The sequence below is a fragment of the Mesorhizobium sp. M0960 genome (genome assembly GCF_040319055.1).
GTDB lineage: Bacteria > Pseudomonadota > Alphaproteobacteria > Rhizobiales > Rhizobiaceae > Mesorhizobium.
The window spans coordinates 213,402-232,322 of sequence record NZ_JAMYNN010000001.1; the positions used below are offsets into that span (position 1 = coordinate 213,402).

Genomic DNA, 18,921 nt, shown 5'->3' on the forward strand with positions numbered 1-18,921 from the left:
ACAATTGCCGCAGAAGAGGAAATGCCGCGTGCCAAACGCAGGTCGAGCCTGATCCGCTCGCCGCAGTTCTCTTCGCTCGTCATCCTGATCGTCCTGCTTGCGGTGTTCGCGATCGCCGACGCGAATTTCCTGTCGCCGCTCAACATCTCCAACATGATGGCGTTCCTGCCCGAGCTCGGCATCATAGCGCTCGGCATGACGCTGCTTCTGACGGCGGGCGAGTTCGACCTTTCGGTTGGTGCTGTGTTCGGACTGGCGCCGGTTGTCGTCATGCTTCTGGTGCAGAACGGCGGGGTGGATATTGGCGTGGCGCTGCTGGCCGGCCTGCTGCTCTGCATAGCGATCGGTGCGATCAACGGGCTGATCGTCACCAAGATCGGCATCTCCTCCTTCCTGGTGACGCTGTCGATGCTGCTGGTGGTGCGAGGCGCGGCCCTCTACATCACCCAAGGCTTTCCGCTGAAGTCCTGGGACCAGCCAGGGTTCTTCGTGACGCTGCTGGCCGGCAGCTTCAATATCGGAACGTTCCGTTTCTATACCTCGCTGTGGTGGTTCATCGGCCTGTCGCTACTGGCGATCTATGTGCTGCGCTACGCCAAGCTCGGCAACTGGATCAGCGCCATCGGCTCGAACCGTAACGCCGCCGTGGCGCGTGGTGTGCCGGCCGATGCGGTCAAGATCTGGCTGTTCATCCTGACCTCGGTGCTGGCCGGTCTCGCCGGCATGATCAGCGCCTTCCGCATTTCTGCCGCCTCGCCGGTGGCCGGCACCGGCTACGAACTCGAAGTGATCGCCATGGTGGTGGTCGGCGGCACGGCGCTGACCGGTGGGCGCGGCACCATTTTAGGTACCATCGTCGGCGCGCTGATGCTGCGCAGCATCCGCAACGGCATCGTGCTGATCGGCGTGCCTGGGCTCGCCTACAACATCTTCGTCGGCGTCATCATCCTTGCCATGCTCATTCTGCACGCTTTGCTGCAGAAGAACGCCGCCAGGAGCTGACCATGGAAGTGCTTCGGCTGCACAACCTGCAAAAGTCCTTCGGCAGCGTCCGCGCCCTGAAGAGCGCCTCCTTCACGCTCAACGAGGGCGAAGTGGTGGCCTTGCTCGGCGACAACGGCGCCGGCAAATCGACGTTGATCAAGGCGATCTCCGGGGTGTTTCCGGTCGACCGCGGCGACATCTATGTGCGCGGCCAGAAGGTCTCCATCCGCTCGACGCGCGATGCGATGGATCTCGGCATCGAGACCATCCACCAGGACACCTCGCTGGCACCGGACCTCAGCATCGCGCGCAATCTTTTCCTCGGCCGCGAGCCAGTCAACCTCAAATGGCTGGGTGTGTTCGCGCCGCTCGATCTCGCGCAATTGCGCGATGCCGCCTCGGCTCTTTTGAAGCGCGTCGGCATCTCGAAGAAGCTCGACGCCGATGCGCTGGTCAGCACGCTGTCGGGCGGCGAACGCCAGTCGATCGCCATCTCGCGCGCCATGCAATTCGCCGCCAAGGTCATCATCCTCGACGAGCCGACCAACAATCTCGGCGTCGAGGAAACGCACGGCGTGCTGCGCTTCGTCAAGGAAGTGCGCGACGCCGGTCACTCGGTGCTTTTGATCACCCACAACATCCATCACGTCTTCCAGGTCGCCGACCGCATCATCGTCATGCGGCGCGGCGAGATCGTCGCCGAGCAGACGGTCGCCGACACCGACCTGCTGACCGTGGAAAGTATCATCACCGGCGCCGACATGTCGGCCCTGCTCAAGGAGACGAGAGCCAAGTGAAGGACGGGAGCAAAGTGAAGGAACTGGCCGTCACATGGTAGAGCTTTACGGCAAGACGCTGTCGCGCCGGCAGGTCTCGGAACGCTCGGGCATGCTGTCGCAGTTCGCCGGCGTGCGACTGATGACGCTTGGCGACGGCGTCGAGCGCGGCATCCGCATGCTCGAATTCCGCACCGGCTCGGGCCTGCGCTTCACCGCGCTGGTCGACCGGGCGCTCGATATCGCCGATTGCGACTTCAAGGGCCAGGCGATCGGCTGGCATTCGCCGAGCGGCTTTCGCAATCCCGCCCTGCACGAGTATGAAGGCGAGGACGGGCTGGCCTGGGCGCGGTCGTTTTCCGGCCTTCTACTGACCTGCGGCCTCGACCATATATTGTTCATGAACGAGGTACCCGCCGACACCTACAACTATCCGCCGAAGAAGACGGTGCGCCATTCGCTGCATGGCCGCATCAGCACCATCCCGGCGCGGCTGAGTGGCTACGGCGAGACCTGGGACGGCGACCGCTGCGTGTTGTGGGCCGAAGGCATCGTCCAGCAATCGACTGTATTCGGCGAGGATCTGCATCTATTGCGGCGGATCGAGGCCGATGTCGGCGGCAACGAGATCCGGCTTTCGGACCGTGTCGTCAATCACGGTTTCAACCGAACACCGCATATGTTTTTCTACCACATCAATGTCAGCCATCCGGTGCTTGACGAGGGCGCGCGCTATCTGGCGCCGATAAGGGATGTCGTTTGGGCCGGGCATGCCGGCGAGCGTTATGAGGCGCAAAAGGTCGGCTATCGCACGGTCCCGGCGCCGCAGCCGCGTTTCAGCGAACAGGTCTGGCAGCACGAGCTCGGCGCTGGCAGCACCGGCGAAGTCCCGGTGGCGGTGGTCAACGATAGGCTCGGCCTCGGGTTCGAGGTGGTAACGCGCAAGGACCAATTGCCCTGCACCTACCAATGGCAGAATTTCCAGGCTGGACAGTACGCGCTTGGCATCGAGCCGTCGACGCATCATGTGCTGGGAAATCTGGCGGCGCGCGAACGCGGCGAGATGATCTGGCTGGAGCACGGCGAGAGCCGCTCGTACGATGCGGTGTTCCGGGTTCTCGACGGCGCCGGCGAGATCGCCGCCGCCGAGAGCCGGATCGCGGCAATCGCCAGGCAGCCGCAGCAGGATTATCCCCAGCCGTCGGGCCGTTTTCCTGTTCTTGGAGGCAGGTCGTGATAATGGCTAGGACGATACGAGACACCAGTTGGGAGGCTGGTCCCGGCCGGAGCGGGGAGGGTTCGCGGCCGAGCTGGAATTGGAGGTCACAATGGCTGGCACGGTAAAGCGCGATTACAGCCTGGTCGGCGAAAGCACGCGCAGGGCGATCGAGACGGGACTGGCCTCGGCGGAGTGGTACCACACCGATGTCCCCCGCAAGGCGATCAAGGAGTTGATGCAGCGCTCAGACGGCCCGGCGATCCGCGACACGATCATCTGGATCATCGCCATCCTCGGCTCCGCCGCCGGCGCCATCTATTTCTGGGGCACCTGGTGGTGCGTGCCGTTCTTCTTCGTCTACGGCGTGCTCTACGGCTCCTCCAGCGACTCGCGTTGGCACGAATGCGGCCATGGCACTGCCTTCCGCACGCGCTGGATGAACGATGTCGTCTACCAGATCGCCAGCTTCATGCTGATGCGCAATCCGGTGACCTGGCGCTGGAGCCATGCCCGGCACCATACGGACACGATCATCGTCGGCCGCGACGCCGAGATCGCCGTGATGCGCCCGCCGGACCTGCTGCGTGCCGCGCTGGCTTTCACCGGCATCCTCGATTTTCGCTATTCGCTTCCGGCGCTGGTACGCCAGGCGTTCGGCAAGCTGACGCCCGACGAGAAAAGCTACGTTCCCGAGATGGAACAGCACAAGGCCGTCATCGCGGCGCGCTGGCATATCGCGATCTACATCGCGACGATCGCGCTCGCCGTGTTCATGCGGTCGTGGATACCGGTGGTGCTCATCGGCGTGCCGCGCCTCTACGGCACCTGGCACATGGTGCTGACCGGCCTGCTGCAGCATATCGGTCTGGCCGACAACGTCGTCGACCACCGGCTCAACACCAGGACCGTGTACATGAATCCGATCAGCCGGTTCATCTACTGGAACATGAACTACCACGTCGAGCATCACATGTTCCCGATGGTACCGTATCACGCGCTGCCCAGGCTGCATGAACTGATCAAGCACGATCTGCCCGAGGCGAACCCCTCGATATGGCATGCCTATCGCGAGGTCTGGCCGGTCCTGCTCAGGCAGCTCAAATACGAGGACTATTTCCTCAAGCGCGAATTGCCGCCGACGGCACGGCCCTATCGTGGCGAGTTCCACGACGTGAACATGTCGGCAGCGGCTGAGTAGGCACTGCACGAGCGCAACGCAGAAATTTCAGGAGAAGCAGAGATGGCCGATTGGGTCGAAGCGTGCGCCGTGGACGATGTCGAAGAGGAAGATGTCATCCGCTTCGACCATGGCGGCCGCACCTTCGCGATCTACCGTTCGCCGGACGATGAATTCTTCGCCACCGACGGGTTTTGTACGCATGAACAGGCTCATCTGGCCGACGGGCTTGTCATGGACGACATCATCGAATGCCCCAAGCACAATGGCCGCTTCAATTACAAGACCGGCCAGGCGAAGGGCGCTCCCGTTTGCGTCAATCTCGCGACCTATCCAGTCAAGGTCGAAGCTGGCAAGGTGATGATCCAGATCGCCTGACCGGCCTTCTGTCACGTAGCAAAGGGGACCAAAATCCATGAGCCGGAAAAGACCGACCGTCGCCGACCTGCGCGCCATGAAGGGCAAGCGGCAGCTGACGATGCTGCGCGTGCTGACGATGGACGAGGCCGAGGCCGCCGAACGCGCCGGCGTCGATATCGTCTCGGTGCCGCCGGAGCTGGTGCTCAATCCGCAATATCGCGATGCGGCACCCAGCCTGTTCACCATGCCGGGCGAGAATTTCTTCGAGATCGGCACCGCCGATCATTTCGTCCGCTGGGCGTTCCGGCTCTACAAGGCCAGCGCCGATGCGGTCTATTGCAGCGCCGGCTACGCCACCATCAAACGGATGGCCGACGATGCAATTCCGGTGATCGGGCATGTCGGCCTCATCCCGTCACGCGCCACCTGGACCGGCGGCTTCAAGGCCGTCGGCAAGACCGCCGATACCGCCATGCAGGTGTTCGAGGCGGTGAAGCAACTGGAGGCCGCCGGCGCGATCGGCGCCGAGATCGAGGTGGTGCCAGTCGAGGTGGCCAAGGCGATTTCGGAACGCACATCGCTGATCATGTTGTCTATGGGGGCGGGCACCGGCTGCGATGCGCAATACCTGTTCGCAGACGATATCCTCGGCCAGAACCGTGGCCACATGCCGCGCCATTCCAAGGTCTATCGCAATTTCGCCGCCGAATACGATCGGCTGCAGGCCGAACGCATCGCTGCCTTTTCCGAATATGTCGCCGATGTGAACAGCCTGGCGTATCCCGAAGACAGGCACGTCGTGCACATGGACCCGGACCAGCTCAGCCTGTTCCTGGAGAAGATCGAAGCCGCATGAGACACGCCGGCAGTGGCGCGAAGCGCCATCGCGGATCGTAAAAACGCCGGTTCGGCGGCAGGGCCAGGTCATCGCATAGCCGGGCTGCGATGCCACACGAAAGTTTGTTGGTCCATGTCTGGACGGCACCGGCCAAATGCTGTTGAAACCGGTGCGTCATCGGTTTGCCGGACATTTGTGCGGCTGCCGATGGGGCGGGAGAAGATTCCCCTTCGGACAGTTCTACGCATGACCGCCATTCCCGAAGACAAAGCCTTACCCGAAACCGCGCCGGCGGCGCGGCAAGCCCGGCGGGTGGCGCTGATCGTCGCCGTCGCCTTCTTCATGCAGCTTCTAGATTCGACCATCATCTCGACCTCGCTGCCGCAGATGGGAGAATCCTTCGGCGTGCCGGCGGTGGCGATGAGCATCGGCATAACCGTCTATATGCTGACCATGGCGGTGTTCGTGCCACTGTCCGGCTGGCTCGCGGACCGTTTCGGCGCGCGCAACATCTTCCTCATGGCGATTGCCCTGTTCACGCTGGCCTCGCTCGCCTGCGGTGTCTCGCAGAACCTGGCTGAATTCGTCGCCGCACGTGCCGTGCAGGGCCTGGGCAGCGCGCTGATGACGCCGGTCGGCCGCATCCTGGTGCTGCGCAATGCGCCGAAATCCGAGCTTCTCAACGCTACGGCGCTGATCACCTGGCCGGCGCTGTTCGCGCCGGTGGTCGGGCCGGTGCTTGGCGGCTTCATCACCACCTATGTCTCCTGGCACTGGAATTTCTTCATCAACATTCCCCTTGGGGTTGCCGGTTTGGCGCTGGTCGCCCGCTTCATTCCCGGCGACCGCGAAGCTGGGGCCAAGCCGCTCGACTGGCCGGGCTTCCTGCTGACCTCGGTAGGGCTCGCCGCGATGCTCTATGGCCTCGAGCGCATCGCGCATCCGCGAGGGGGGGTGTTGCCGACCGTGGCACTGCTCGGTACGGGCATTTTGGTCGGCTGGCTGGCGGTGCGGCATCTGCGACGCGCCAACCATCCGCTGCTTGATCTCACAGCTTTCAAGGTGCAGACCTTTGCCATCTCGACGCTGTCGGCCGGCACGATTTTCCGCATCGCCATCAACGCCACGCCGTTCCTGCTGCCGCTTTGGTTCCAGGTTGGCTTCGGCCTGAGCCCGGTCGATGCTGGCATGATGGTCCTGGCCTATTTCCTCGGCAATCTCGGTATGAAGGTGGTGACGACGCCGACGCTGAGGCGGTTCGGCTTCCGTTCGGTGCTGATCGTCAACGGAGTGATCGCCTCTTTGTCGATCATGGCCTGCGCGGCGCTTACGCCGCAGACGCCGAAAGCGTTGGTGGTGGTGCTGATGCTGATCGCCGGACTGTCGCGTTCGATGCAGTTCACCGCGCTCAACACACTGGCCTTCGCCGATGTGGCCTCACCGCAGCGTAGCTCGGCGGCGACGTTGTCCAGCATGCTGCAGCAGGTGGCGATGCTGTTCGGCGTGGCGGTCGCGGCGGCGCTGCTCAACCTGTCGCAGATCGCCAGGGGCGCTGCGGCGCTCGATCTCGTCGACTTCCGACTTGCCTTCCTGGCGATCGGCGCAATCGGGCTCGTCGCCTCGTTCCGCTTTCTGGCGTTGCCGAAGGCCGCCGGCGCCGAGGTCTCGGGCCATGTTTTGCGGATTTGACGCAGAAGCTGCGCGGCGAGCGCGGACATAAATTCTGCCTGCTCCGCTCGTCCGGGAGCAAACCTTTGCCAGCGCTTCGATCGGCACGATCAATTGCAAAAGTGCTTGAGTTCCAGGCATTGCGCCAGCCTCGCAATCGGTGCGTCCAACCGCGGAATTTCCTCGCAAGCCGGCCTGCAATGCGCGGATTCATTTGACGGATTGGTCTTGAGCCGATTAGCTTTCGTTCGATGGCCGCAGAGGGAGCAGGGCGTAGCCATCGCGGGTGAAAGCGGGCAATGAACGCGACCGGCTGGCTAAACTGGAGAAGCCTGAACCAGGAGGGCATTGTCTTTGCCATCGCGGTCGTGCTGTTCATTGCCGCCGCCATCGGACTGCCTGGTTTTATCAACTCGAACAATCTTGTTGCCATCGTGCGCTCGGTCTCGGTGCTGGGCATATTGGCGCTCGGCATGGCGGTCGTCATTATCGGCAGGGGCATCGATCTGTCGGCGGTGGCGATCATGGCGATGTCGGTCGCTTGGTATCTGCAATTGCTGAGTTCGGGAATGTCCGACGGGCTGGCCTTCGCCTATGTGCTCGCCGGCGTTCTCGCCATCGGGCTTTTGAACGGCATTTTGGTCGCCTACGCCGAGGTTCCGGCGATCTTCGTGACGCTGGCGACCGCGTCCTTCGTCTTCGGCTATGTGCGCTCACAATTGATCACACAGGACGCCGTGCCGGTGCCGCCCGGCCATTGGGTCGAGCTTCTGGGCGGGCTTCGGTTCCTCGACATCCCGGTCGAGGTTTTTGTCTTCGCCGGGCTGGCTTTCGCCTTTTTCCTGTTCCTGCGCTACACCAAATGGGGCCGCTACGTCTATTTCGCCGGCGACAACCCGGTTGCGGCGCGCAATATCGGCATTCCAGTGCGCCCGATGCTGGTGCTGCGCTACGTGTTGTCGGCCTTGGTCTCGCTGATTGCCGGCTTGCTCACCGCCGCCAGCCTGCATTCGATCAACACCCGCATCGTCAATTCCACGCTGCTCTACGACATCGTGCTGGTGGCGGTGATCGGCGGCATCGGTCTATCGGGCGGGCGGGGCGGGGTGCGCAACGTGCTGGTGGGTGCCGCGCTGATCGGCATCCTGCTCAACGCCATGACCATCATCGACATTCCGCTGCTCTATCAGAACCTGATCAAGGCGGCGATCCTGCTGGCGGCGATCATCGTCGATGGGTTCATCAATCCGCGCGACGAGCAGACCGCGCAGCAAGGCGACATTTAGACTGACGCGAACGGTTGGGGCCGGCCGCGAACGACAACGACCAAACCAGAGGATGTGACATGAAAATGATCAGGACGTTTATGGCCGCCGCGGCAGCGCTTGCCGTCTCCGCCTTCGTGGCGCCAGGCTTCGCCGCCGAAGATCCGGGTCCGGGCGCCTATTCGCAAGCGCTCAAGGGCAAGCGCGTGATGCTGGTGCCGATGGCGATGGGCTTCGATCTGGCACAGGGCTGGGCGCATTACCTGAAGACCGAGGTCGAGGCCTGGGGCGGCGTGTTCGAGACGCGTGACCCGAACTGGGTGGTCGATGCCGGCGCGCAGGCGATAACCGACGCTATTTCGTCTGACACCAGGCCGGACGTGCTGATCATCCATTCGCCGGACCTCAACTCCTATGCCAAGCTGATGAAGAAGGCGCAGGCCGCCGGCACCTATGTCCTGCTGGTCGACAATCCGGCGAACTTCCCGGCCGATGCCTTTGTCGGCAGCGACTGGGATCGGCTCGGCCAGCTGGAAGCCGATGCGGCGATCAAGGGTTGTGGGCCGAACTCCTCCAAGAAGATCGGGCTGGTGCAGGGCGACCAGGCCAACTCGTCGAGCCTCTATCAATATGCCGGCATTATGAAGGTGCTGGACAAGAACCCCGACTTCAAAGTCGTGGCCAAGCCTGACTCGAACTGGGATGCGACGACCTCGCGCAACGTGACGACGACGATGCTGCAGCAGAACCCCGACATCTGCGCCATCATCGATTTCTGGGACGGCGACGCGACGGGCGCATCTGCTGCGATCCGCGATGCCAAGCTCGAGGGCAAAGTCTTTCTGGTCACCACCGGCGGCGGCGAAAAGACTGCCGACTGCGACAAGCTGCAGGACGGCACCTATGGCGCGGTGGTGATGACCGACCTTGCCCGCCAGTCGGGCGACATGAACGCCGTCATCAAGTTCCTGTTGCAGAGTGGCCAGCCAGCCGGCACCTCGCACACCTACATCTACACGCTGGAGAAGGCGACGACCAAGGCCGACCTCAAGCCAGACAGCTGCTGGGACTTGAAAGCACTGCAAGCCCAAGCTGCGGCCAAGTAAACCGCGGGTCCGTTGCAAGCATCGACGAGGTGGCCGGACCTTGTTCGGCCGCCTCTTTCTCTCTTGAGTGGCAGCAGCAACCGATGTCCTTTCGCGAACGCCTTCAATCCTGGCGCTACAATCTCGTGCCCGACCACCTTGTCGGCGAGATCCTAAGCAAACGCTGGACTGATAACGCCATTCCGTTCCTGGCGCTGGTGGCGACGCTCAGCGTGTTCGGTTCGATCATTCCCGGCTTCTTCAAGCCGATGTCGCTGCAGGAATCGACCCGCCAGCTCGGCGAATTTTCGCTGGTCGTCACCGGCATGACGGTGGTCATGCTCGGCGGCGGCATCGACCTTTCGGTCGGCTCGATCTTCGCGCTGTCCTGCTTTTCCGCCGTGTTCGTCTTTTTCATCCTCGAACAATCGGTATGGCTGGCGCTGGCCGCCTCGATCGCCACCGGGCTGCTGTTCGGCGCGATCAATGGTTATCTGATCGGCTATTTCAGGCTGCGCGCTTTCCTGACGACACTGGTCACCTTCATCTTCGGGCGGGCGCTGTTCGACATATTGGTCACCACCTATGCCGCCGACGTCCAGCTTTCCGATGCCACATCGGATGTGCTGGACTTCATCGGCGACGATACCTTCTGGGGCCTTTCGGTTGCGGTGTGGGCGGCGATTATCCTGGCCATCATCACCCATGTCGCGCTGACGCGCTCGCGGCCCGGCTGGCATGTGCAGGCGGTGGGCGGGTCGCGGCGATCGGCCCACAATGCCGGCATCCGCGTGCGCCGCACCGTGTTCATGACCTATGTGTTCTCCGGCTTCTGCGCCTCGCTCGGCGGCTTCCTCATCGCCTGCCGGCTGAGCGGGGCAGGGCCGGGCACAGGGCTCAATCTCGAGGTCATGGCTTTGACAGCAGCGGTCGTCGGCGGCGTCAGCCTGGGCGGCGGCCGCGGTTCGGTGATCAAGGGGCTGATGGGCGCGATCATCGTGCTGACGATGACCAACGGGCTGATCCGGCTGGGCTATGGCACCGGCACCAACCAGATGGTGTTGGGCATCATGCTGGCCGTGGCGGTCACCATCGACATTCGCTGGCTGAAGAACCGCCACAAGGTGCTGGACGAGGTCTATGTCGCACCGGTCTATTTGAAGATGGGGGCAACGCAGTCGGCCGCACCGGGCTCCGGCACGCCTTACGAGCTCGACAATCGCCTATCGGAGGCCGACCATATCGGGCTTGGCGAGCTGGAAGGGCCGGAAGACGTCATCCTCGACCGCGACGACCATCTCTATTGCGGCACCAGGCATGGCGAGATCGTCCGTTTCTTTGCGCCGGATTACAAACGTTCGGAGGTCTTTGCCCATATTGGCGGCTTTCCGCTCGGCCTGGCCTTCGACAAAACAGGCAATCTGATCAGCTGCGTCGGCGCGATGGGCCTTTATTCGGTCTCGCCGGAGCGGGAGGTGAAGCGGCTATCGGCGGAAACGTCGCGCTCCTGGACTTCGATCGTCGACGATGCGCGGCTGCGCGATCCCAATGATTGCGACATCGCGCCGGACGGCCGCATCTACTTCACCGATTCCACCAAGCGCTATGACGCCCACGACTGGGCGCTGGACTCGATCGAGAACCGCGCCACCGGGCGGCTGCTCGTCTATGACCCGAAGGACGCTTCGACGAAGACATTGCTCGACGGCTACCGCTACACCAACGGCGTGTGCATGGCGCATGACGGCAAGTCGCTGTTCTTTGCCGAAAGCTGGGCCTGCCGCGTGCACCGCTACTGGCTGGAAGGGCCGAAAGCAGGCACCGCCGAATGCGTCATCCGCGACATGCCGGGCTACCCCGACAACATCAACCGCGCCTCCAACGGCAACTACTGGATGGCCTGGCTCGGCATGCGCACGCCGAGCTTCGACCTGTCGCTGCGCCATCCCGACATGCGCAAGCGCATGACGCGCCGGCTGCCGCAGGACGAATGGCTGTTCCCCAACATCAACACCGGCGGTGTGGTCAAATTCAACGAGAAGGGCGGCATCGTCGAAGCGATGGGCGACCTGTCGGGCGCCGCGCATCCGATGGTCACCTCGATGCGCGAGCACAAAGGCTATCTGTTCGTCGGCGGCATCCTCAACAATCGGATCGGCCGCTACCGGATTGCCGGTGCCGACCCGAACTGGACCAGCCCCGCTTCCTATTGGGGAGCGAAGCCATGATGCTGGACCCGATCCTTGACATCTTTCGCGGCAAGGCGGTGACAATCCCGCCGCTCGATGGCGCCTTCAGGCCGAATACGCTGCTGGACGATGCTCCGGCTTTTGTTGAACTGCCGGAGCCTGACAACCTGCTGATCGATAAGGACCGGTTGCTGGCGGCCAGCGGCAATGCCGTCTATGCGCTCGCCGCCGGTGCCGCGCCGACGATAGTCGAGACATTTCCGTCCCCGGTCACAGCGCTCGCGCGCTCGCCCGCCGGCGAACTGACGGTCGGGCTCGAAAACGGCAGGCTGTTGATCGCGGGTAAGGACGCTCCGCTACCGGCCGAAATCCGCTGCATCACAGCGCTCGCCTACGCAGAAGATGGCACGCTTTGGCTGACCAATGGCTCGGCCGAACACGGGCCGTCGCAATGGGCCGCCGATCTGATGAAGAAGGGCGCTTCTGGTTCGCTGTGGAAGCGCGAACCGGCAGGCAGCGAATTCCGCAAGCTCGCCGGTGACATCGCCTTTCCCTATGGGCTGCATCCAACCGGCAAGGATGTGTTGGTCAGCGAGAGCTGGCGGCACCAACTTATCCGCTTCGACGGCGCGACAGGCAGCCGCTCGACGGTGCTGGCGCATCTGCCCGGCTATCCCTCGCGCCTGTCGCCTGCCGCCGGTGGCGGTGCCTGGCTGGCGCTGTTTGCGCCCCGCAACCGGCTGATCGAATTCGTGCTGCAGGAAACGCACTATCGAAACGACATGCTGGCGCAAGTGCCGCCGCAGCACTGGATCGCGCCGGCACTTGCCTCCAACCGCAGCTTCCTCGAGCCGCTGCAATGCGGCGGCATTCGCACCATGGGCATTCACAAGCCATGGTCGCCGAGCCGCTCCTACGGCGTGGTGGTCAGGCTCGACCGGGAGATGCGGCCGCAATTCAGCCTGCACAGCCGCGCCAACGGCACGCGCCACGGCATCTGCAGCGTGGCGGAGAAAGACGGTCGCCTGTTCATTGCCTCGAAAGGCGGCGATTGCCTGCTGGCCATCGACTTGGGTCCAGGAGGACATCGCTGATGGAACCGATCGTCCGCCTGGAGAACGTGACCAAGACCTATCGCGGCGTGCCCGCGGTGAAGAATGTCAGCTTCGAGCTGCGCAAGGGCGAGATCCACGCGCTGCTCGGCGAGAATGGCGCGGGAAAATCGACGCTGACCAAGATCATCGCCGGCGTCGTCGACGCGACCTCGGGAAAGATGTTCCACAACGGGCAGGAGATCGCCTACGCCTCGCCGCATGCGGCCCTTCAAGCCGGTATCGCCATGGTGTTCCAGGAGACCAGCCTGGTGCCGTCGATGACGGTGGCGCAGAACCTTTATCTCGGCACGGAAAGCTTTCTCAACCGGCTGCGCGGCACCTACATTTCAGCGCAGCAATTCCTGCAGTCGTTGAACTTTCCCGTCGACCCGAACGCCATGGTGGCGACGCTGGGCGCGGCCAAACGGCAGATGGTCGAGATCGCGCGCGCCGTCCACCACAATGCCGAGATCATCATCTTCGACGAGCCGACGGCGACGCTGACGCCGGAGGAGAAGCGGCACTTCTTCGCGCTGATCCGCCGGCTCAAGGCAAGGGGTGTGTCGATCGTCTTCATCAGCCATGCGCTCGAAGAGGCGCTTGATGTCGCCGACCGCATCACCATTCTGCGCGACGGCGAACTGGTGATCACCGACGACACAGCCGCCTTCGATCGCGACAGGATCGTCGCCGCCATGGTCGGGCGCACGCTGTCGGGGCAGCTCTACAGCCAGCGCGACGAGGCCAAGCTGCGCAAGGCCGGCAAGAAGGTGCTGTCGGTGCAGGACATCTCGATGAGCAATGTCGTGCGCAACAATTCCTTCTCGATCTTCGAGGGCCAGATCACCGGGGTGTTCGGGCTGATCGGCTCGGGTCGCACCGAGACGTTCAAGATCGTTTCCGGCATCTACAAGCGCGACTTCCTGCGCGGCGGCACCATAGAGCTGGACGACCGGCCGGTGCGCTATCTCGTTCCGAGCGAGGCGGTGGCGGACGGCATCGTCTATGTCACCGAAGACCGCAAGAGCGAGGGGATTTTCGAGACCATGGACGTTGCCGAGAACCTGTTCGGCGGCTTTTTGGCGGCCGGGCGGGAAAAGGGCTGGGTGATCAATGCGCAGGAGATGCGGGCGCTGTCGGCCGAATGGACCAAGACGCTGAACGTCAAGGCGATCAACGACAATGCGCGGGTGGTCGAGCTCTCGGGCGGCAACCAGCAGAAGGTGGTGATCGGCAAGGGGCTGGTGCAGAAGCCGCGCACCGTCATCTTCGACGAGCCGACGCGCGGCGTCGATGTCGGTGCGATCGCCGAAATCCACCAGATCATCAACCGGCTGGCCGATGAGGGCCTGGCCGTCGTCGTCATCTCGTCCTACCTGCCGGAGATCATGAACCTGTCCGACCGCATCCTGGTCTGCCGGCAAGGCCGCATCGTCGAGGAGTTCTCGCCGGCCGAGGCGACGGAGGAGAAGATCATGTATGCGGCGGTTCATTAGGTTCCAGGCGAAGCGTACTTCGACAATTGGCGGAGTCACCAGTCCATTCGTCATCGAGGGGCGAAGCAAGGAGCGCAGCGACGCGGCGCAGACCCCAGGATGACGACGGTGAGGGCCTCTGCATTTCCAGGGTTCTGGGCCGGCCTGCAAAACGTGAATCACCAGAACAAGTTAGCCGCATTCGCTACCAAGCCGATTCAACGACCTCTCTCATCGATTCAAACCGAAAGGAGCCTGCCCATGGCCACCACAAGACTTCTGACCGATGCCGAGGTCGAGGCGATTCCCGCTGTGAAGGCCGTGTTCGACGACATCCGCGCGACGCGCAAATCCGATTTCGTCAATAATTTCTGGCGCGGGCTGGCCAATGATCCGGTCTCGCTGAAGCGGGTGTGGGAACAGCTCAAGGCGGTGATGGTCGCGGACAGCGTCATCGACCCGCTGACCAAGGAGATGATCTACATCGCCGTCTCGACAGCCAATGGCTGCTCCTATTGCGTTCACTCCCACACCGCCGCCGCCCGCGCCAAGGGCATGACCGAAGCGCAGCATGGCGAGCTGGTGTCGATCATCGGGCTGGCCGGGCAGACCAACCAGATGGTGACAGCGCTGCAGATTCCGGTCGATCCGGAGTTCGAGGTGAGGTGAGGTGCGGCGCCTTCCCTTCTCCCCTTGTGGGAGAAGGTGGCCGAGCGAAGCTCGGTCGGATGAGGGGTGCCGGAAGGATTGCTAGCCTGGAGACGTAAGTGCTTCAAATTGCCTAGATTTCCACCGCCGAGTTTCTTCCAGCACCCCTCATCCGTCTCGGCGCTGCGCGCCGATCCACCTTCTCCCACAGCGGGAGAAGCGAATGCGCGCTACACCGGCCGATAAACCTTCTCCGCCGTGTTCCAGAAGATGTCGGCCTCTGCCGCCGCGCCGTGCTTGCCCACCGCTTCCCTGTGCGCCCTGATCAGCTCGGCGTGGCTGGTCCACAGTTTCTCGATCGGGAAGTTCGATCCGAACATCAAATGATTGCTGCCGAGGATGTCGATGGCGGCGTCGACGATATAGCTGATCAGCGCCGGGTCGTTGCGGTGGACGAAGGTGCCGAGGCCGGACAGTTTTGCATAGAGGTTGGGGGCCGCTGACAGCGTGCGCAGGCCGGCTTTCCAGGCCTCGGTGGTCTCTGGCTCCATGTCGGTCAGCATGCCGGCGTGGGTGAGGATGAAATTGGTCTCGGGGTTCTCGCCGACAAGCGTCAGCCCGTCCTTCATCTGGGCGGGGAAAAGCTGCAGGTCGAAGGACAAGCCGTAGTCCTTCAGACGCGCCACATTGGCCCGCACCTTCGGGTCGATGACCTGATCGGCCGAGGCAGCGAAGCGGAAGGCCGGCATTTCGTGCCAGTGCAGCTGCATGCGCACGCCGCGCAGCAGGGGGTATTTGATCAGCCGGTCGATCTGGGAACGCACGTCGTCCACGGTCATGTCGGCATAGCCGACGATGGCGTGCGGCCAGCCGGTTTCTTCCGCGGTTTTCTGCAGGAAGGCGACCTCATTCTCGAAATCCTCCTTGGCCCAGTTGGTCTGGACATAGACCGCCTTCTCGACGCCCGAGCCTTGCTGGTCGGCGAGGAATTCCCCGATAGGATAGTCGCGGCGGATCGGCTCATATGGTCCGAAGATGCGCGGCACCATCGGCCCGACCAGCCAGGGCTGGTCCTTTTGGCGCCAGATGTGGAAATGCGCGTCGATCGCCTTCTGCATCACGAAACCCTCCTCCAGATTGCCGCGGCCGCCGGGGCTGGGCGGGCGAGCGACAGGATGAAATCGGTGAGGCCGGCGGTCGACGAACCGTCGACCAGGTCGTCGAGCACTGGCAGGATGGCGCGAAGCGCTGCCGTCGCCGGCCGAAAGCGTGGATCGCCGGCCAACGGCGTCGCCAGCGAAAGCCGAAAAGCGCGGGCGCTCAGCCGGCGCATCGCCGTCTCCAGCTCGGCATGATCGCCGCGCTCCAGCGCATCCGACAGGATGACGATCGCCGCCCCGCGCGCAAAGGCCGAAAAACGCGGCACCGAGAGGAAGGCAAGCAGTGTCGGTCCCATGCGGGTGCCGCCGTCCCAGTCGTCGACCTGGGCAGCGGCGCGGGCCAGCGCCTGGTCGCGGTCGCGAATGCGCAGCGCCGAGGTGATACGGGTCAGTCGTGTGCCGAAAGTGAAGACCTCCGCCCGGTCGGCGCCTTGCACGGCCGCATGCGCCAGCTTGAGATAGTCTGAGGTGTAGAGTTTCATCGAGCCCGACACGTCGATCAGGATGAGTAGCTTGCGTGGCACTGTCTGCCGCCGGCGCAGCAGCGGCGAGGGGATATCGCCGTCGGCACTGACGATTTCGCGCAGCGAGCGGCGCAGGTCGAGCTTGCCGCGCGCATGCGTGCGCACCGTGCGGAAGGAGCGGCGGGCGGGCAAAGCGGTGGCGAGCTTGCGGCGGAAGGCGGCAAGCCCGTCGCTATCGCGGCTGAATTCGCGGACGCTCAACTGTTCGCTGGCCGAAGACAGTTCGCCGCCTTGCTCCTGGCGGACCACCTCGATTTCTTGTTCGCTGGTTTCGCCGTCATCCTTGATGCGGGTTTCCTCGTCGGCCTCGCCTCCGACCACTGCCGCGGTGCTGCCATAGAAATGGCTCCGAAAATGCGCCTCGAATTCGTCGCGGCGGTCGGGCGGCGGCGCCAGCGTGGCGAGCGCCGCTTCGCGGATGTCGGCCATCGAGCGCGGCCCAAGCAGCGTCACCGCTTGCATGAAGCCGGAGACCTGCTCGGGCGCCACTGAAAAGCCATAGCGGCGCAGCAGCCGGCCGAAGCCGAGGAAGGGCGTCGCCCCTCGAGGCAGAGCCGCGGGGCTCACGCCAGCGCCTCCTCGACAATCTTGCCGAACTCGGGCGCGATGCAGGAAAGGTCCTCCTCGTCCTTGATCAGCACGCCAATGGCGCGGCGAAACGCTTCCGGCCACGGACTGCCGCCTTTTTCGAGGATCGTCGCGGCGTTCGCCCATTCGACCGCTTCGGCGATGCCGGGCGGCTTCGCCAGCGGGCGGGCGCGAATGTCGCGCACTGCGGCAGCCACGGCGCGCGCCGTGGCCTCGGCGACGTCGCCGGCGCGCAGCATGATGATCTCGGCTTCGCGCCGGGCGTCGGGATAGGTGATCCAGTGGTAGACGCAGCGCCGCCGCAGCGCTCCGGCAAGCTCACGGGTGCGGTTCGAGGTCAGGATGACGATCGGCTGCGCAGTCGCGCGAATGGTGCCGCGCTCGGGAATGCTGATCTGGAAATCGGACAGGAACTCCAGCAGCAGCGCTTCGAATTCATGGTCGGAACGGTCGATTTCGTCGACCAGCAGCACGCGCTTTTCCGGCGCTTTCAGCACCTGCAGCAGCGGCCGCGCGATGAGAAAGCGGTCGTCGTAGATGTCGACCTCGTGCTCACCGGCATGGCGGATGGCGAGCAACTGGCGCTGGTAATTCCATTCGTAGAGCGCATGTGCGGCGTCGATGCCCTCGTAGCATTGCAGCCGCACCAGGTCGCGCCCGAGCACCTCGGCAATCGCCTTCGCAGCTTCCGTCTTGCCGACGCCGGGTGCGCCTTCGAGCAGCAGCGGCTTTCCCAGCCTGATCGCCAGGAAGATGGCGGTGGCCAGGCTTTCATCGGCGAGATAGCGCGAGGCGGCGAGGCGCGACGCCACCGCCTCAGGCGAGGTCGCGACTGTCTCAGCGCTTCTCTTGGGCATTTTCAGCACTCAGTTCGGGGCTTGCGCCTTCAGCGCCCGCAGGATGCGCTCCGGCGTGATCGGCAGCGTATCGATGCGCACACCGACAGCGTCGAAGACGGCATTGGCAACCGCCGGGATCTGCGGGTTGGCGCACATTTCGCCCGGCCCCTTGGCGCCATACGGCCCGTCCGCCGAGGGCCGTTCCAGCACGATGATCTCGGTTTGCGCGAGATCGCCAGGACCCGGCATCAGATATTGGTTGAAGTCGGTGCCGCCATGGTCGCGGTTGGGATAATAGGGCTCGGTCGTTTCGTAGAGCGCATGGCTGATGCCCATCCACGAGCCGCCAACGAGTTGCTGCTCGACCATTTTCGGGTTCAGCGCGCGGCCGATCTCAAACACGTTCTTTACCGTCAGCACGGTGACCTCGCCGGTCTCGTCGTCGACCTCGACCTCCGCCACCGTGCAGGCATGGGCGTAGCAGGTAGACGGCTTCATCGCTCCGGTCTCTTTCTCCGGATAGGAGCGGGGGATCAAAAACATGCCGCGGCCGGAAATCGAACGGCCGCGCTTGAAATGCGCCGACAGCGCGACATCGAAGATCGAGATCGATCTTTGCGGCGCGCCCTTGACCAGGATGTTGCCCTCGCCATCGGTCTCGAGGTCCGAGGCGTTTACCTCAAGTTCCTCGGCCGCCACTTCCAGCATCACCTGGCGGGCTTCCCTGGCGGCCTGGATGACCGCATTGCCGGCCCGATGCGTGCCGCGCGAGGCGAAGGTGCCCATGCAGTGCGGGCCGGTGTCGGTGTCGGCGGTGTCGACGACGACGCGGTCGGTCGGTACGCCGATCGTCTCGGCGCAGATCTGTGCCATGATCTGCTTCATGCCCTGGCCCAGGTCGACGCTGGAGAGCGTGACCATGAAATTGCCGGTCGGCGTCGAATGCACCAGCGCCTGCGTCGGGTCGCCGCCGAGATTCATGCCGGTCGGATAATTGATCGCGGCGACGCCGCGTCCGCGCCTGATCGCCAT

17 protein-coding genes are annotated in these 18,921 nt (G+C 63.8%); 13 read left to right on the forward strand and 4 right to left on the reverse strand.

The window, feature by feature from the left end; genetic code table 11:
• Positions 1–21 precede the first annotated feature (21 nt).
• The 13 genes from NKH63_RS01210 to NKH63_RS01270 all read left to right on the forward strand — a co-directional run bounded on the left by NKH63_RS01210 (position 22) and on the right by NKH63_RS01270 (position 14,799).
• Positions 22–1,002 carry an ABC transporter permease gene (locus tag NKH63_RS01210; protein ID WP_352481595.1) on the forward strand — a complete coding sequence of 327 codons (981 nt, stop codon included), beginning with the start codon at positions 22–24 and terminating at the stop codon, positions 1,000–1,002.
• Positions 999–1,781, forward strand: a complete 783-nt coding sequence (locus tag NKH63_RS01215) for an ATP-binding cassette domain-containing protein (RefSeq protein ID WP_352481708.1) — start codon at positions 999–1,001, stop codon at positions 1,779–1,781. The genes NKH63_RS01210 and NKH63_RS01215 overlap by 4 nt, the downstream gene beginning before the upstream one ends.
• Positions 1,782–1,815: 34 nt before the next feature.
• On the forward strand, positions 1,816–2,997 hold the full coding sequence (locus NKH63_RS01220) for an aldose 1-epimerase family protein (protein WP_352481593.1): 1,182 nt from the start codon (positions 1,816–1,818) through the stop codon (positions 2,995–2,997).
• Positions 2,998–3,088: 91 nt separating this feature from the next.
• On the forward strand, positions 3,089–4,177 hold the full coding sequence (locus tag NKH63_RS01225) for a fatty acid desaturase family protein (protein WP_352481592.1): 1,089 nt from the start codon (positions 3,089–3,091) through the stop codon (positions 4,175–4,177).
• Positions 4,178–4,219: 42 nt separating this feature from the next.
• Complete coding sequence (locus NKH63_RS01230) at positions 4,220–4,534, forward strand: MocE family 2Fe-2S type ferredoxin (protein WP_352481591.1); 315 nt, start codon at positions 4,220–4,222, stop codon at positions 4,532–4,534.
• A 37-nt stretch (positions 4,535–4,571) separates the two neighbouring features.
• Positions 4,572–5,372: a 3-methyl-2-oxobutanoate hydroxymethyltransferase gene (locus tag NKH63_RS01235; protein WP_352481590.1), complete on the forward strand. Its 801-nt coding sequence runs from the start codon at positions 4,572–4,574 to the stop codon at positions 5,370–5,372.
• A gap of 228 nt (positions 5,373–5,600) precedes the next feature.
• Entirely contained in the window at positions 5,601–7,043 is a 1,443-nt protein-coding gene (locus tag NKH63_RS01240) for a DHA2 family efflux MFS transporter permease subunit (RefSeq protein ID WP_352917616.1), read from the forward strand.
• A gap of 278 nt (positions 7,044–7,321) precedes the next feature.
• Positions 7,322–8,308, forward strand: coding sequence for an ABC transporter permease (locus NKH63_RS01245; protein ID WP_023721272.1), 987 nt, complete (start codon positions 7,322–7,324; stop codon positions 8,306–8,308).
• Positions 8,309–8,367: 59 nt separating this feature from the next.
• Positions 8,368–9,393: a sugar ABC transporter substrate-binding protein gene (locus tag NKH63_RS01250; protein WP_352481587.1), complete on the forward strand. Its 1,026-nt coding sequence runs from the start codon at positions 8,368–8,370 to the stop codon at positions 9,391–9,393.
• An 83-nt stretch (positions 9,394–9,476) separates the two neighbouring features.
• Positions 9,477–11,600, forward strand: a complete 2,124-nt coding sequence (locus NKH63_RS01255) for an ABC transporter permease (RefSeq protein ID WP_352481586.1) — start codon at positions 9,477–9,479, stop codon at positions 11,598–11,600.
• Positions 11,597–12,655 carry an SMP-30/gluconolactonase/LRE family protein gene (locus tag NKH63_RS01260; protein ID WP_023721269.1) on the forward strand — a complete coding sequence of 353 codons (1,059 nt, stop codon included), beginning with the start codon at positions 11,597–11,599 and terminating at the stop codon, positions 12,653–12,655. The genes NKH63_RS01255 and NKH63_RS01260 overlap by 4 nt, the downstream gene beginning before the upstream one ends.
• Positions 12,655–14,151 carry a sugar ABC transporter ATP-binding protein gene (locus NKH63_RS01265; protein ID WP_352481585.1) on the forward strand — a complete coding sequence of 499 codons (1,497 nt, stop codon included), beginning with the start codon at positions 12,655–12,657 and terminating at the stop codon, positions 14,149–14,151. The genes NKH63_RS01260 and NKH63_RS01265 overlap by 1 nt, the downstream gene beginning before the upstream one ends.
• 240 nt (positions 14,152–14,391) lie before the next feature.
• A complete protein-coding gene (locus NKH63_RS01270) occupies positions 14,392–14,799 on the forward strand; it encodes a carboxymuconolactone decarboxylase family protein (protein WP_352481584.1) in 408 nt (135 codons plus the stop codon).
• Between the two features lie 209 nt (positions 14,800–15,008).
• On the opposite strand, the gene NKH63_RS01275 is transcribed toward NKH63_RS01270, so the two are convergent.
• The 4 genes from NKH63_RS01275 to NKH63_RS01290 are packed head-to-tail and all read right to left on the reverse strand — an operon-like array spanning position 15,009 to position 18,921.
• Positions 15,009–15,896: an amidohydrolase family protein gene (locus NKH63_RS01275; RefSeq protein WP_352481707.1), complete on the reverse strand. Its 888-nt coding sequence runs from the start codon at positions 15,894–15,896 to the stop codon at positions 15,009–15,011.
• Positions 15,896–17,029 (reverse strand): vWA domain-containing protein, encoded by a 1,134-nt coding sequence (locus NKH63_RS01280; protein ID WP_352481583.1) that lies wholly within the window; start codon positions 17,027–17,029, stop codon positions 15,896–15,898. The genes NKH63_RS01275 and NKH63_RS01280 overlap by 1 nt, the downstream gene beginning before the upstream one ends.
• Positions 17,026–17,907, reverse strand: coding sequence for an AAA family ATPase (locus NKH63_RS01285; protein ID WP_352917617.1), 882 nt, complete (start codon positions 17,905–17,907; stop codon positions 17,026–17,028). The genes NKH63_RS01280 and NKH63_RS01285 overlap by 4 nt, the downstream gene beginning before the upstream one ends.
• A 9-nt stretch (positions 17,908–17,916) precedes the next feature.
• Entirely contained in the window at positions 17,917–18,921 is a 1,005-nt protein-coding gene (locus NKH63_RS01290) for a xanthine dehydrogenase family protein molybdopterin-binding subunit (RefSeq protein WP_023721264.1), read from the reverse strand.

What these genes read in the sequence shown, in the direction of transcription:
- NKH63_RS01210 (WP_352481595.1), top strand. Translation starts at nt 22, where the DNA reads ATGCCGCGTGCCAAACGCAGGTCGAGCCTGATCCGCTCGCCGCAGTTC.
- NKH63_RS01220 (WP_352481593.1), top strand. Translation starts at nt 1,816, where the DNA reads ATGGTAGAGCTTTACGGCAAGACGCTGTCGCGCCGGCAGGTCTCGGAA.
- NKH63_RS01225 (WP_352481592.1), top strand. Translation starts at nt 3,089, where the DNA reads ATGGCTGGCACGGTAAAGCGCGATTACAGCCTGGTCGGCGAAAGCACG.
- NKH63_RS01230 (WP_352481591.1), top strand. Translation starts at nt 4,220, where the DNA reads ATGGCCGATTGGGTCGAAGCGTGCGCCGTGGACGATGTCGAAGAGGAA.
- NKH63_RS01235 (WP_352481590.1), top strand. Translation starts at nt 4,572, where the DNA reads ATGAGCCGGAAAAGACCGACCGTCGCCGACCTGCGCGCCATGAAGGGC.
- NKH63_RS01240 (WP_352917616.1), top strand. Translation starts at nt 5,601, where the DNA reads ATGACCGCCATTCCCGAAGACAAAGCCTTACCCGAAACCGCGCCGGCG.
- NKH63_RS01245 (WP_023721272.1), top strand. Translation starts at nt 7,322, where the DNA reads ATGAACGCGACCGGCTGGCTAAACTGGAGAAGCCTGAACCAGGAGGGC.
- NKH63_RS01250 (WP_352481587.1), top strand. Translation starts at nt 8,368, where the DNA reads ATGAAAATGATCAGGACGTTTATGGCCGCCGCGGCAGCGCTTGCCGTC.
- NKH63_RS01255 (WP_352481586.1), top strand. Translation starts at nt 9,477, where the DNA reads ATGTCCTTTCGCGAACGCCTTCAATCCTGGCGCTACAATCTCGTGCCC.
- NKH63_RS01260 (WP_023721269.1), top strand. Translation starts at nt 11,597, where the DNA reads ATGATGCTGGACCCGATCCTTGACATCTTTCGCGGCAAGGCGGTGACA.
- NKH63_RS01265 (WP_352481585.1), top strand. Translation starts at nt 12,655, where the DNA reads ATGGAACCGATCGTCCGCCTGGAGAACGTGACCAAGACCTATCGCGGC.
- NKH63_RS01270 (WP_352481584.1), top strand. Translation starts at nt 14,392, where the DNA reads ATGGCCACCACAAGACTTCTGACCGATGCCGAGGTCGAGGCGATTCCC.
- NKH63_RS01275 (WP_352481707.1), bottom strand. Translation starts at nt 15,896, where the DNA reads ATGCAGAAGGCGATCGACGCGCATTTCCACATCTGGCGCCAAAAGGAC.
- NKH63_RS01285 (WP_352917617.1), bottom strand. Translation starts at nt 17,907, where the DNA reads ATGCCCAAGAGAAGCGCTGAGACAGTCGCGACCTCGCCTGAGGCGGTG.
- NKH63_RS01290 (WP_023721264.1), bottom strand. Translation starts at nt 18,921, where the DNA reads ATGGCGATCAGGCGCGGACGCGGCGTCGCCGCGATCAATTATCCGACC.